This window comes from Flavobacterium sp. PL002 (genome assembly GCF_054165825.1).
In genome coordinates, this window is the sequence record NZ_CM135110.1 from 4,320,993 (window position 1) to 4,335,249 (window position 14,257).

At 31.9% G+C, this 14,257-nt stretch carries 9 protein-coding genes; 3 read left to right on the forward strand and 6 right to left on the reverse strand.

Going from position 1 to position 14,257, the window contains the following annotated elements; translation table 11 throughout:
- Nucleotides 1–318 precede the first annotated feature (318 nt).
- From ACVEGE_RS18900 to ACVEGE_RS18910, 3 genes are all read left to right on the forward strand, one after another.
- Complete coding sequence (locus ACVEGE_RS18900; RefSeq protein WP_173856097.1) at nt 319–1,152, forward strand: DUF6503 family protein; 834 nt, start codon at nt 319–321, stop codon at nt 1,150–1,152.
- Between the two features lie 362 nt (nt 1,153–1,514).
- Nucleotides 1,515–3,164, forward strand: a complete 1,650-nt coding sequence (locus tag ACVEGE_RS18905) for a response regulator (RefSeq protein WP_192501849.1) — start codon at nt 1,515–1,517, stop codon at nt 3,162–3,164.
- 436 nt (nt 3,165–3,600) lie between these two features.
- A complete protein-coding gene (locus ACVEGE_RS18910) occupies nt 3,601–5,337 on the forward strand; it encodes a thiamine pyrophosphate-dependent enzyme (protein ID WP_192501848.1) in 1,737 nt (578 codons plus the stop codon).
- Between the two features lie 202 nt (nt 5,338–5,539).
- On the opposite strand, the gene ACVEGE_RS18915 is transcribed toward ACVEGE_RS18910, so the two are convergent.
- The 6 genes from ACVEGE_RS18915 to ACVEGE_RS18940 all read right to left on the reverse strand — a co-directional run bounded on the left by ACVEGE_RS18915 (nt 5,540) and on the right by ACVEGE_RS18940 (nt 14,251).
- Nucleotides 5,540–8,557 (reverse strand): AAA family ATPase, encoded by a 3,018-nt coding sequence (locus tag ACVEGE_RS18915; protein ID WP_192501847.1) that lies wholly within the window; start codon nt 8,555–8,557, stop codon nt 5,540–5,542.
- Nucleotides 8,558–8,580: 23 nt separating this feature from the next.
- Nucleotides 8,581–9,798, reverse strand: a complete 1,218-nt coding sequence (gene sbcD / locus ACVEGE_RS18920) for an exonuclease subunit SbcD (protein ID WP_192501846.1) — start codon at nt 9,796–9,798, stop codon at nt 8,581–8,583.
- Between the two features lie 242 nt (nt 9,799–10,040).
- Nucleotides 10,041–11,033 carry an L-histidine N(alpha)-methyltransferase gene (locus tag ACVEGE_RS18925; RefSeq protein ID WP_225738184.1) on the reverse strand — a complete coding sequence of 331 codons (993 nt, stop codon included), beginning with the start codon at nt 11,031–11,033 and terminating at the stop codon, nt 10,041–10,043.
- A gap of 48 nt (nt 11,034–11,081) precedes the next feature.
- Nucleotides 11,082–12,575: a BCCT family transporter gene (locus ACVEGE_RS18930; protein ID WP_192501845.1), complete on the reverse strand. Its 1,494-nt coding sequence runs from the start codon at nt 12,573–12,575 to the stop codon at nt 11,082–11,084.
- Between the two features lie 4 nt (nt 12,576–12,579).
- Nucleotides 12,580–13,947 (reverse strand): mercuric reductase, encoded by a 1,368-nt coding sequence (locus tag ACVEGE_RS18935; protein WP_192501844.1) that lies wholly within the window; start codon nt 13,945–13,947, stop codon nt 12,580–12,582.
- Between the two features lie 22 nt (nt 13,948–13,969).
- Nucleotides 13,970–14,251, reverse strand: a complete 282-nt coding sequence (locus ACVEGE_RS18940; protein ID WP_192501843.1) for a DUF427 domain-containing protein — start codon at nt 14,249–14,251, stop codon at nt 13,970–13,972.
- Nucleotides 14,252–14,257 lie beyond the last annotated feature (6 nt).

The window sequence follows — 14,257 nt, forward strand, 5'->3', positions numbered from 1 at the left end:
CCAGACCTCAGCGACAGCCCCGAGAATTTGATGGCTATTTTTTACAGACAATAGAGAGCGACTAAAAGAAGCTCCTCTATTGTCTAGAAAAAAAAGCCAGCGAATGGAGGGCTACAGCGAAATGCTGGAATAGGCGCATAAAAAATCAGATTTATTAAAATGGAATTTAGAAGCTATATATTTCTTAATTAAATCTTAAAAACTTTAAAAACTACTTGTTTAACTACTGTTTTATTATATTTGGTTACTAATCTAAAAGTGGCTTGCTATAAGACTTTGTAGCGCTAATAATGCCAGAAAACAAAACAATTTACGGTTATGAAAATTAAATTATTGACAAGTGTATTACTAGGTCTTTCGCTGGTGGCTTGCAAAAATGACAAGCAAACAGCAACAAGTGAAACCCAAACAGATTCTGTTAAAATAGTTGCACCAAAATTTGAAAATAAAGGACAGGAGTTAGTTTATACCATGGTTCAAAAAGTGGGTGATTTAAGCCAACTTTATGATAAGAAAGATGTTGTGTACACTTATACATACCAAACTCCTGACGGCAAAACGGATATCACAACTGAGAAATATATTTTTGACGGTCAACTATCCTATGGTGCATATAAAAAACACGAGCGCACTTTGCCAGATCTCAGCGGATTAATAGAGCAAGGATATGATGGGAATGAATTTTGGCTTAAAAATAACGGTAAAAGTCTCACAGATGAAAAACTCTTGAAAATGGTTGCTTTTAATAGACCAACTAATTTTTATTGGTTTACTATGATGCAAAAATTGCTTGATCCTGGCGTTAATTATGAATACTTAAATGAGAAAACTATTGATAGCGTAAATTACGATGTGGTTAAAATTACATTTGAAAGCACAGATGGAAAACCAAAGGATACTTATCAATTGTACCTTAATAAAGAGACTCATTTAGTAGATCAATTTCTTTTTACTGTAGCTGATTTTGGTAAAATTGATCCTTTGTTGATGAAGTTAGAATATGAAACAATTGATGGTTTAATGATCCCTACAAAGCGTAAATATAAAGCGTCTAACTGGGATGCCAAAGTAACTGATGAACCGTGGATACAAGTTAATTGGACCGATATTAAATTTAATAACGGATTGAAAAAATCAGATTTTAAGAAATAGATAATTCAAAATCTTGATCTCAATAGAAAACCCAACAATATGCTATAAAAGCGGTACTGTTGGGTTTGTTGGTTTCTAATAAATTAGCTTGGTAACAAATTCACTTTAATTCTTAATGAGAATTAGAAACTTAACTAATAGCTGTTGCATATAATATTATACCGTTTTTATAAATCTAATTGTTACATTTAGAAACATCACTAGTAAATGTTTTGTGTATCAGAATTATTTCACTATTTTTATTATCACAACCTACAACCATATCATTTAACTATTTCATGGATAAGAATAAGCCCCAAAATAGTCTTAGAAGCATCTCTAAATTCGGTAAAATTGATAATTTAAGCTTTTATATTTTCACTATGCAGTTTTTTATTGTAATGGTGGTACTTGGTTATTTAGGTCTCACAGATGGTGCTTGGGCAACAATTCCAGTTATTGCTACTTTCCTTTATTTTTCTATTTCAAAAAAATACAGTTTTCTTCAAAAATCCATTATTGCCATATCGGTTATTACTGCGTACTACACCTTCGTGTTTTTATGCTACGGAAAATCAATTCCTATAGTAGTGATAACTTACGTGACACCACTTATATTATTAATTACAATACGCTTTAACAAATTACTTGCTTTCTTTAGTTTATTGATATTTGCTATTGTTTCTATTATTCTTTATAACGATTTTTTTGGTTTTGACTTGGGTAACATTAGGTATTATGAGCAAGATGTACGCATGCAGGTATTTTATTTTGTAGTCTTAATGATTACTATATTTTTGGTGGTATTAATCTCTGCTAGGACAAAAATTATGACCGATATTATCAATGAATTGAAATATAAAAATATAGAAATAGAAGAGTCACGAGCTGAATTGAAAAAATTACAAATAAATAAAGAATCTTTTTTTGCTATAATGAGCCACGAAATTAGAACACCCCTTAATGCTATAAAAGGGATTTCGGATATCTTAAAAAATAATTCGGATTGTCAAGAAGATCAAAATCTTTTAGAATTGATGGATTATTCTACCAATCATTTATTAGCTTTAGTAAACAATATTCTAGATTTCACAAAACTCAATGATGGTGCATTCTCATTGCAATACTCTGAATTCGATTTAGCCAAATCCTTAAATTCATTGTTTAAAATGAATGAAAGATTAGCTATAGAAAAAGGATTAGCATTTAAAATTGAAACTTCTAAAAACATCCCTAATATTGTTTATGGTGACAAAAATAGAATCAATCAAATTGTTTTGAATCTATTAAATAATGCCATTGAATACACTAGCAAAGGAGGAGTCTCTATGATTGTGGATGGAGAATATTCTGAAGATAGTAAGCATGAATTTGAACTCCAAATTACAATTTCTGATACAGGAAAAGGAATTGATAAGCATTTAGGTGAAAAACTTTTTCAAAAATACGCCTCATCAAACACATCAAAAAATAGCGTTGGTTTAGGGTTAACAATTTCAAAGGGACTTATTGATTTAATGAACGGAAGTATTTCTTATCAATCTAAACTAAATCAAGGAACTACTTTTAATATTACGATACCATTACCTATAGTAGAAAAGAGTGCTACAAATACAAATGATATTGAAAGCAATTTTCATAATGCTGCCCTAAAAATATTGCTAGTTGATGATAATAAAATCAATTTATTGATTCTAGAAAAGCAGCTGAAAAACAAATTAAAAAACAGCCAAACTACAGTTGCCTATAACGGTCTAGAAGCATTGAATATGATTAAATCAAATGAATATGACATTGTATTAATGGATATCGTTATGCCAGTTATGGACGGAATTACCGCCACAATACACGTAAGAAAACTGGAAGACGAAAAAATAAAAAACATACCCATAATTGCGCTTACAGCAAATGTAGGTGAAAAAGAATTGAATGAATGTTTACATGCTGGAATGAATGATTTTGTAACAAAACCATTTGAAATTAATGCCTTATTAAAAATAATTTGTGACCAAACACAAACTTGTAAAAAATAGTATTGATTTGACATAATCCTACTGATTGATGTATCTCTAAAAAGCCATTATTGAAACTATTTTACTCTTTACAGAAAAAAATATCTTGGCCACAATCTACAATACTACGCTACTTTCACTCTTGTTATAAATTAAGGAAATCATTAACATTTGAGAGTGGTTTTTCACATAATTTTAAAATAGTTTTTCACTAACTTAGCTCATACAAAAACAAGTTATAATAGCAACAATTTATTTTCGATATATTAATGTTTACTCCTATTCAAATACCTACAGCGAATAGAAAAAAATAATATGCTACTGATTCTAAAAACTTTTATGTTTAAGATTCATCGTCCGTTTTTACGAAAATAAATTTGGCAGAAATGCCTACTATTATCAATACTAATAAAGAGAAGTTTTTACTAACAATGCTCTTAAAATAAAACAGTAAATTATGTCAAAAAAAGTAGCCGATCAAATAGTAGAAATGCTGGTTAGTAATAATGTAAAAAGGATTTATGCAGTAACAGGCGATAGTCTAAATGAACTTAATGATGCCGTTAGAAGAGATGGAAGAATTAAATGGATTCACGTTCGCCATGAAGAAGTTGGCGCTTATGCTGCTGCTGCAGAAGCAGAATTAGATGGACTTGCTTGTTGTGCAGGAAGTAGCGGTCCTGGTCATGTACATTTGATTAACGGTTTGTATGATGCTAATCGCTCTGGCGTTCCTATTATTGCAATTGCATCTACTATAAATACACCTGAATTTGGGGTTGATTATTTTCAGTCAACAAACACGTACAAGTTATTTGATGACTGTAGTGTTTATAATGAAATTGCGACTACACCAACGCAAGTACCTAGAATGTTACAAACAGCTATTCAAAATGCTATTCATAAAAAAGGAGTTGCCGTTTTTGGTTTACCTGGTGATGTATCGGCTATGCCAGCTATACAAAGTACTACTTCAATGTACAATTATAATAGTGAAACAGTCTTTAGACCATCAGATAATGAAATGCAAAAATTAGCTGATTTAGTAAATAAACATCCAAAAATTTCAATATTTTGCGGAATAGGTGCTAGAGAAGCGCATGATGACATTGTAAAACTAGCTGGTCTTTTAAAAGCGCCAATCGGGTATTCATTTAGAGGAAAAATGGGAATGCAGCACAATAATCCTTATGAAGTAGGAATGACTGGTTTGCTAGGTGTACCATCAGCTTACCACGCTATGCACGAATCGGATGTGGTAATCTTATTAGGAACCGACTTTCCTTATGAACATTTTATGCCTGTAAAAAACAAAATTGTGCAGGTCGATGAAAAACCAGAACGATTAGGAAGACGTGCAAAATTAGAGATCGGTTTAACCGGAAAAATAACCGATACTATTGCCGCATTATTACCCTTAATTAAACTAAAAGAGGACGATAGTTTCTTAAAAGCGCAATTAGAATTTTATAAAAAAGTAAAAGAAAATCTGAATATTTATGTTGCCGACTCAGGTTCTGAAAATCACATAAGTCCGGAATACGTTGCTGCAACAATAGATGAAATGGCAAATGACGATACCATCTTCACTGTAGACACAGGTATGTGCTGCGTTTGGGGAGCAAGATATATTCGCGGTACAGGTAAGCGAATGATGCTGGGTTCATTCAATCATGGATCTATGGCTAATGCAATGCCAATGGCTATAGGCGCACAATTAGCCTATCCTGATAGACAAGTTATTGCGTTTTGCGGTGATGGTGGTCTATCTATGTTATTGGGTGATTTAGCTACTATTAAACAATACAATCTTCCTATAAAATTAATTGTATTCAATAACCGCTCTTTGGGTATGGTACAATTAGAAATGCAAGTAGAAGGGTTGCCCAATAATGAAACGAATATGGTAAATCCTGATTTCGAATTAGTAGCTCAAGCCATGGGATTTAAAGGAATTACGGTTAATCATCCTGATGGTGTTAAGAAAGCATTAGAAAACGCTCTTTCACACGATGGTCCCGTTTTAGTTAGTGTATTTACTAATCCACAAGCCTTAGCGATGCCTCCAAAAATGGAATTCGATCAAATGAAAGGGTATGCTTTATCAATGAGTAAAATGATTTTAGGTGGAAATATGGATGAAGTTTTAGAGATGGTAAAAACCAATTATAAGCATCTAAAAGAGGTATTGTAATTTTAATAGTTTTCAAAAAAATCCATAAACTTGTTCTCTTTACTCATAAAAGATCCTCTTGTTTATGGATTTTAATTATAATACAAGGTCATCTTGTGTTTGTATAAGTATTAAATTAGACAAGTAACCAAGAAAAGTAAAACACCTAGAAACACTAGGTATTCAAGTATAAATCTACTATATCACTCTACTTATTAAAATATTACTCAATCTCAATAGTGCTATAACCTGCTCCTGTGCGAACTAATTTAATTTTGGTTCCAATACGGTCTTTTAATTCCCCAACGTGAGAGATAATCCCGATAGATTTGTTGCTTTCGTTTTGCATATTTTCAAGAATACTAATTGCCTGATCTAAAGATTCTGGGTCTAAAGAACCAAATCCTTCATCTATAAATAGTGATTCAATTGAGACATTACGAGCTGCTAAATCAGATAAACCAAAAGCGAGAGCCAAACTCAGTTTAAACGTTTCACCACCGGACAAAGAGCTAACAGAGCGTTTTGTATTCCCCATGTAAGTATCAATGACTTTTAATCCATCAGAGTCATTTGCAGTATCCAATAAATAACGATCTGAAAAACCTATTAGTCGCTGGTTACCATACTCTAACAACTGTTTTAACGTTAAGTCCTGAACAAAATTAGAGAATTTTTTACCTGTAGCATCGCCAATTAATAAGTTCATTTTACTCCAAAGCGCTAAGTCTTTTTGTAAACCATCCATTATTTTCTGACTATCTTTTAGCTTTTCTCTATTCTTAATATCAATTTCAATTTTGTTTTGTTGATCCCAAATATGTTTATTCAATACCGTTATTTCTTCAATTATTTTTGGTAAAGAAACCGTTATCTCTTCTAACGTAATTGACGCATCATCTAAAATTTTATCGTCTTCTAATGCTTTGTCAATAGTTTTTTTATCTGTTTTTAAACGAACTTCGTTTTCAATCAATTGTTGTAAAGTTTTACGAATTTGGCTAGCGGTGTTTTCGTCTAAAATTTTAGCTTTTAATTCTTTTAATGAAGCTATTCCTTTTTCCTCAAGTCGAGGTAAAAGATTGGCTAGTAACTCTTCCTTTTCTTTTATTGTTTCAGTTTTATTCTTTTGTAAGTCAGTTAATTGTTCTTTTAAACTCTTTATCGTAGAATGGCAAGAGCTAAAATCATTGCTTAATTTACTAATTTCATTCATTATATCTTTTCGGTCATAAACTAACAATAAGGTTTGTTTAGCCTCATTATATCCCTTTTTAAGTTCCAAATAATCAGTAAATAATTGTTGCATTTCCTTAAAAACGACTTTGGCTTTTATGTGATTTTCAAGTTTGTCCAGTTCTTTTAACTCTCGCTGAAAATCATTTGCATCTAGTTGCCATTTTTCAAGACTATCTTTTGTAGTCCATTTTAACTGGGTACATAATTCGGTTATCTTATTTTCTAAAATTTTGAATTCTGCTATCCTATGATCTAAGTTTACAGTTTCAGTTGCATTTATATTCTGCAAACTTTGAAGCTTTACTTCATTTTCAAGTAATGCTTTTTGCAAACCTTCTAATTGTTTCGTCAAAGATTGAAAATTCTCTTCCAATGAATTGACCAATGTTGTTGCAATCTCCTGAGCAAATGGATGCGTTTCAGACCCACATAATGGGCAGGGTTTTCCGTTTTTTAATTCCTGGCGGTGTTCGTCTAAACTTTTACGTTGTTTCCAGTCATCAAGTGCATCTTTCGCTAATTCAACCTTTGGTAACAGCTTTGCTAATGTCTCTTGTTGTGATTTTTCTAAACTAATTAACACTACTATTTCATCTTGTTGCTTTTTAATTTTAAGCTGCAACTCCCCTATTCCTTTATTTTTTTCATCAAATAACTTCCTATCACCAATTAACTGATTTGCTGGAATCATCAATCGTGTTAAGTCTTCTTTTTTAGATCTAACTGCATCGACAGAAGTAATTCCTATTTGACTAATTCCAGCATCAATTGTTGTTAATTCAGCCTGAATTTGTTGAGATAAAGTATCATCTATAGTCAACGTTATTCCGTAACCAATAAGCTCCTTACGTTTGTCTTCTATACGTTGTGATTGTTGTTTGGCATGAGATAAGCTATTTTTTTCAGCTTCTTGTAAAGCTAGAACACGAGTTCTAAAATCAGTTATCTCGGCTTCAAATTTTTCAGCAGTAACTTCTTTTTTGATTAATGAGTTAGCTATCAAAATCAACTCCGCTTTCACTTTTTCTTGTTGGGAAAGCTTATTATTTGCTACAGTGCTACTTTCTAAAAGTTCCTCTACTTTTTTTTCAGCATTAGTTATAAATAGCATTTGATCTTTAAAAACAACTAAGCTATCATGCGATTTCAGTTCGTTTTCTTGAGTTACAAATGCCGCTTTATCTTTTGCAAAAGCGGTCCATTCAATTTCATTAGCCTCTTTTAATTTAGCGTTTTTAAGAATATTTTCTTTCACTATTTTCTTCTTTGCTAAAACATCATGATGATTTTGTTGTGCAGCTAACAAAGGTTTTTGCAATAAAACATCCTCCTGAATTTCTGTAACCATTTCAGTCGTTAATAAAATGGTTTCTCCCATTTTAATATTTTGTGTTTTCACAGCATCTTCCACTCCACGAAATCTTTGAAAAACGGATCTCCCAATTTTTCGATAAATAGAAGACCCCGTAATCTCTTCTAACAACGCGTTTCGATCATCTTTTTTAGCCAAAAGCAATTTAGAAAACTGCCCTTGAGCCAATATCATTGACTGTACGAACTGGTTGTAATTCAGACCAATAATACGTTCGTTCTCACTAACTACTTCTTGTACTCCTGAAACTAAAATCGCCCCTGTACTTAGTTTTATTAATTCTTGTTTTCGTTTATCTAATGAGCCTGTTCTTGTCCTTCTAATCGACCATGAAGAGAGGTATCTTTCGCCTTTAACTTCATATTCCACTTCGGCATAACAGTCTGGAGCATTTTTAGTCAAAATCACTCCTTCGTCCTCAATAACTTTCTCTGAAATAGCTTTATCAATTCTAGGAATCTTGTTGTATAAAGCTAATGTAATCACATCTAGCAACGTCGATTTACCCGTACCTGTAGCGCCGGTAATCACAAAAAGACCTGCTTCTCCCAGAATACCATTTTCAAAATCAATAGTATGTTCGCCTTTTAAAGCGTGTATATTTTTAAATTTTATCTTGCAAATTTTCATAGTAAAGTAGTCGTTGTAAGCTATTATTCCGTTGTTTCAGAGCTTTGTAATCCTTCTAATATTTCTCTAAAAGCATGGATTAATTCCTCTGTATTTTCTAGTGAATCGTCTTGTTGTAATCTTTTTTCGAATAATTGAACTGCAGAAAAATCCTTAATATCTTCACCTTTAGAAAGTAATTTTGAAGTCCCTGAAACTCCCGTTTTAAAGTTGATACTTCCTTTTAATATCTGCAATCCATTTTCTGGTTCTGAGGTCAATAAATCTTCTAAAGCTTTGATATGTGCAATATTTTCATTGTCCTCTTCAATTATAATTTCAGCAAGGTCAGTAAGAATTGAATCTGACTGATAATCAGTTATTTGATTAGTTACTTCTTCAACTGTTCCTTTAATAGTTAATAGCTTTCTGAATTTGGGAATTGGCAGTGAATTTACAGTGAAATTATTATCCTCTAAAGTAAGCATAACCACTTCTTTTATATCTTTTTTTTCACTAAAACTCAATGCAATTGGAGAACCGCTGTAGCGAATATTTGGCTTCCCTACCATTTGTGGTCTATGAATATGTCCCAAAGCAACATAATGTGGTTCATCCCCAAAAACTGCCGATGCAACACCCGCTTGATTTCCTATTTGTATCTCGCGTTCACTTTCAGAAACCGAAGCTCCTTGCGCAAACAAATGAGCCATTACAATAAAGGGAGTATTGTCATAATAAGCTTTATAATATTGGTTCACATTTCTAAAATAGGTCGCAATACCCTCCTTTATTAATTCAATTTTATCACTGTACGATTCTCCTGGAACGGCATTCCTAATGTCTTTATCCCGTAAAAAAGGAACTGCAGCAACCACCACTTTTTCATTACCTACAGCAATTTCTACAAATAGATCAGCTATATTTTCTGGAATACCTCCTACTACTTTTATTTCAAGAATCTCTAATAACTCTTTAGGCGCATTAATAACGTGTGGAGAATCATGATTACCCCCCGTTAGGATTACTTTGCATTTAAGTGGCAATAATCGTTTTAAAAAGCCATAATACTGCGTCATTGCCGCTTGTGAGGGATTTGCTTGATCAAATAAATCACCAGACATCAATAAAACATTGATATCGTTTTCTTGGATACATGTAATTAACCAATCAAAAAAAAGATCCATGTCTTTTGCAAAATCGATTTTTAGTAATTGTTTTCCAATGTGCCAATCAGAAGTATGCAAAATCTTTATGCTCATAATTTATGACTTTTATTATTTAAAATTTCAGAAAAAGTAGGATTCTGAAGTAATTTTTGACAGTACTATCTCAAAATAAAAAAGATTATCCTTCTATTTTTTAAGCAAACAAATTTAACTTTTAAAAATTAAAACTTGAGCAAATCTAAACTTAAAAAAGATGCCCTCTTTACGGAAAACCATAAAAAAGACACCTTTTTTTATTTGTTACAATACTAACTACGTGATAGTATTTGTATTGCTTATTTACGCTCTAAAATATAATTTGCAAAATACTTCTTACTGTCTGTTATTCTATCAATAATTTCAAAGTCGGTTTTACTCAAAATTTTGTTTAGAATTTCATCATTGTATTTTCTAGATATTTCCATCAATATTTTTTCTCCTTCATCAAAGTTAAATGTTTTATTAAGTTCAGCGATGTAAACTTTTTGGACCTTGGTACTAACCAAATAACTTTTAGCAATTCCATCCTTTTCATCATACTCTGGTAAATGTTTAAAGTCATCTACTTTAAAGTCTGCTTCTAATTCCCTATTTATTCTGTAAAGTAAATTTAGATTAAAAGCAGCAGTCACTCCTTGATTATCATTATAAGCAGGAAGAACTACCGAAGCTGGTTTTATCAAATCGACACCTAAAAATAATTTGTCCCCTTCTTGTAAATTAGCACTTAATTTCGAAATAAAATCGGTAGCAACTTCATCAGACATGTTTCCTATATTGGACCCTAAAAACAAAATCACTTTGGGGTGTTTATTTTCTTTCAATGATTCTAAAACTTCAAAATAATCACCTTGTTTTTTCTTAATGGATAAATTGGGTAGTTGAATATTTAAGTCAGCTTCGAGGCTATCTAATGCGTTTTGAGAAATATCCACTGGCAGGTAATCAAAGGTGTAGTTTTCACGATTGAGCTCTTTTAAAAGTTCTTTGGTTTTTAAACCATCACCAGCACCAAGCTCAATTAATTCAAAATATGTATCTGGTTTAAGTTGCAAAGCAGTGATGATTCCGTTGCTTTGTTGCTTGAAAATTTCATGCTCAGATCGGGTAACATAATACTCTGGTAAATGCATGATTTTAACAAAAAGAGCGTCTCCTGTTTTATCGTAAAAATATTTAGATGGTAATGACTTTTCTGGATTGCTCAATCCTTCATCAACCTCTTTTTTAAGTTGGTCAATCATAATATTAGTGGGATCTATTTTATTTAAAGTGTTTGTTTCTTTCATCTTGTTAAGATATAAATTATTTAAAATTAAAAAAGCTTAAATACTAGCTTAAGACTCTTGTGTAGCAATAGGTTCTTGTTTTTTTAAAATTGTATTTTTAAAAAATAAAAAGATAATATAGCCGTATAAAAAACTAAAAGGTAAGGCCATAATGACTAATAAATTACTTATTCCGCTGAGTAATTCACTGGTACCAATGGCTGTTAATCCAAGTGCTGTTGCTGTTATAATAAATCCCCAACCTAATTTATGCTTTTTAGATGGGTTTTCGTTTCCTTTATCGCTGAACATTCCTAAAACAAAAATCGCCGAATCAACTGAGTTGATTATCGAAATAAGCACTAACAATCCTGCTATAAAAAAGGTTATACTGTGTAACGGAAAATGTTCTAAAAACACAAATAAGGAAGTAAAAACGTCATTAAATTGTGTTTTTTCTCCTTTACTAATAATTTCAAAAGCCGAATTGGCAAAAATAGAAAACCAAATAACGGTTGCTAGTGTCGGTATCAAAATTGTCGTAATTAAAAACTCTTTTATTGTTCTACCCTTAGATATTCTAGCAATGAATATTCCGGTAAAAGGCACCCAAGCCAACCAAAAAGCCCAATAAAAAACCGTCCAGTCTTTTGTAAAACTTTCGGAGGTTTTGTAACTTCCTATCGATAAACTCATTTCAAAAAAATGAATTACATAATTATAAAAAGCGATTGCTGTATGATAAATAAAATCATTAAAATTTAAAAACAACGCAATAAATAACATTAGAATTATTGAAAAAGTAAAATCTAAGTCGGCTAAAAACTTAATTACTTTATTCAATCCCGTAAGCGCCGAATAGGTAGCGATTACTCCAATAAGTACAACCATTGCTAATAGAAAATTATTACCATAATCAACTTTAAAAGCATAGTTGATGCCGTTTACTACTTGTGCGGTTCCCAATCCTAAGGAGGCAATTACTCCTGTAATGGTAATTAAAACAATAAATAGCGTGGCAATATATTTTACAACTTTACTTTTAGTATAAGGTACAATAGCGTCTAATAAATTTGTTGTTTTGTTGACATATAGATTGTAAGCAACAATTAAACCGAACAAGCTATACATAGCCCACGGCGTAAACCCCCAGTGGAAAAAAGTATATTGTAAAGCTGTTATTTTATTGTTAGTAGTTGCAACGGGAGCATTACTAAAATAATAAACAGGCTCTTGAACTGCACGTAATAACAAACCTGAACCCATTCCTGTACTATACAATAGAGCAACCCAACTAAAATACGAGTACGCCGGTTTTTCATCACCTAATCGTTGCTTTCGCAAAGGTAAAACCAAAATAATTAAAGCTGCAACAACTGTAATTAAACCTACCCATAAATAATAAGTGCTAAAAACTGATAATAATTTCTGGTTTATTTCATTTAAACCTTGCGTTAATAAATCAGGAGCTAATAAACCCGTAAAGAAGAAAAATACACCAAACATTGCTCCATAAAACAGCAAGCTATTTGACCGTAGATGACCGTATAGTTTTGTAATCAAAGCGCTATTGTTTTGTTATTGGTTTTAAGTTTTCTAACATTGTAGGAATCAGTTCAGTCACTGTAGGATGAATGTGAACTGCATCTCTAAAAACGGTGTACGGTTGTTTAGCATACATTAGATTTGTGATACTGCTAATAATTTCATCACCACCAACTCCTAAGATGCTCGCTCCTAAAAACTGATTTGTTTTAGCATCAATTATTGCTTCCATAAATCCTTTAGTTTCTCCTTTTTCTTTAGCACGACCTATTTTATCCATTGGTCTGTGTGCAATTAAAATATCAAAACCTTTCTCTTCTGCTTCTTTTTTTGTCATTCCTACTCTACCTAAAGGTGGATCAATAAATAAACCATAGGTAGTAATTCTATCACTTATTTTTCTGTTTTTATTCCCTAAAATATACTCTTCTACAATTTGAAAATCATTATAAGAAGTATGTGTAAATCCCCCTTTTCCGTTACAATCTCCTATCGCAAAAATTCCATCAACGTTAGTCTTACAGTAATCATCTACGTTTATAGTTCCTTTTTCACTCACGTTTATTGTAGTATTTTCTAAATGCAACGTATCTGAATTTGGTACACGCCCAATAGCTAATAAAACATGTGATCCTTTGATCTCCTTATCCTCTTCATTTAATTTTATCGAAATTCCGTTACTATCTTGAGCCAATTTAATCTCTTTCGCATTAAATTTAATTTCTATTTCCTCAGATTGCATAATTCCTGCAACCGCTTCACTTACATTTATATCTTCTCTACTAATCAATCGATCACCGCGTTCAATAATGGTTACTTTACTACCAAAACGCTTGAACATTTGACCAAATTCTAACCCAATGTAGCTTCCGCCAATAATCAATAAATGCTCTGGTATTTTGGTTAAACCTAAAATATCAATATTTGTTAAATAATCAACATGGGCATATTCATTTGGGATTACAGCCCTACCCCCTACATTTATAAAAATTTGTTTCGCCGTAATTTTGTCTTCGTTAACCGCAATTTCATAATTTGATAAAAAATGTGCTTCTCCTCTGTAGAGTGTAATATTATCATTATTGGCAATACTTTTTTCAATCCCTTCTCGGGAACCATTTACTAAAGTATCTTTTCTGGCTTTGATTTTTTCCATATTAGCTTTTGCGCCAGCAGGAATTTCGATTCCCATTTCTTCACCATGCATGCTATCCCACATTCTACGTGCGCTAGCTACATAAGCTTTTGTAGGAACGCAACCATTATTAACACAGGTTCCGCCTACTAAACTTCTTTCAATGAGTGCTACTGTACCTTTTTTAGATAGGCTAAATGCCAAAGGTATTCCTGCTTGTCCACTACCTATTATTATAAAATCAAATATTTTCATGACAGTATTTTAAGTTAACGACTTATTCTTCAACCGAAACATTTTTCCAAAATGCTACATAATTTTTTATTTCCTTAGCGGCATCTTTTGGATCTTTGTAAAACCAAGCTGCGTTTTCGCTACTATCGTCATCTACATTGATCGTATAATAGGAAGCCTTCCCTTTCCAAGGGCAAGTGGTATGGTGTGTCGTTTCAGTAAAATAATCACGATGAATACTTTCTACCGGGAAATAATGATTTCCTTCTACTACAATTGTTTTGTCACTTTGAGCAACAACTTTATTATTAAATATTGCTTTCATACTATT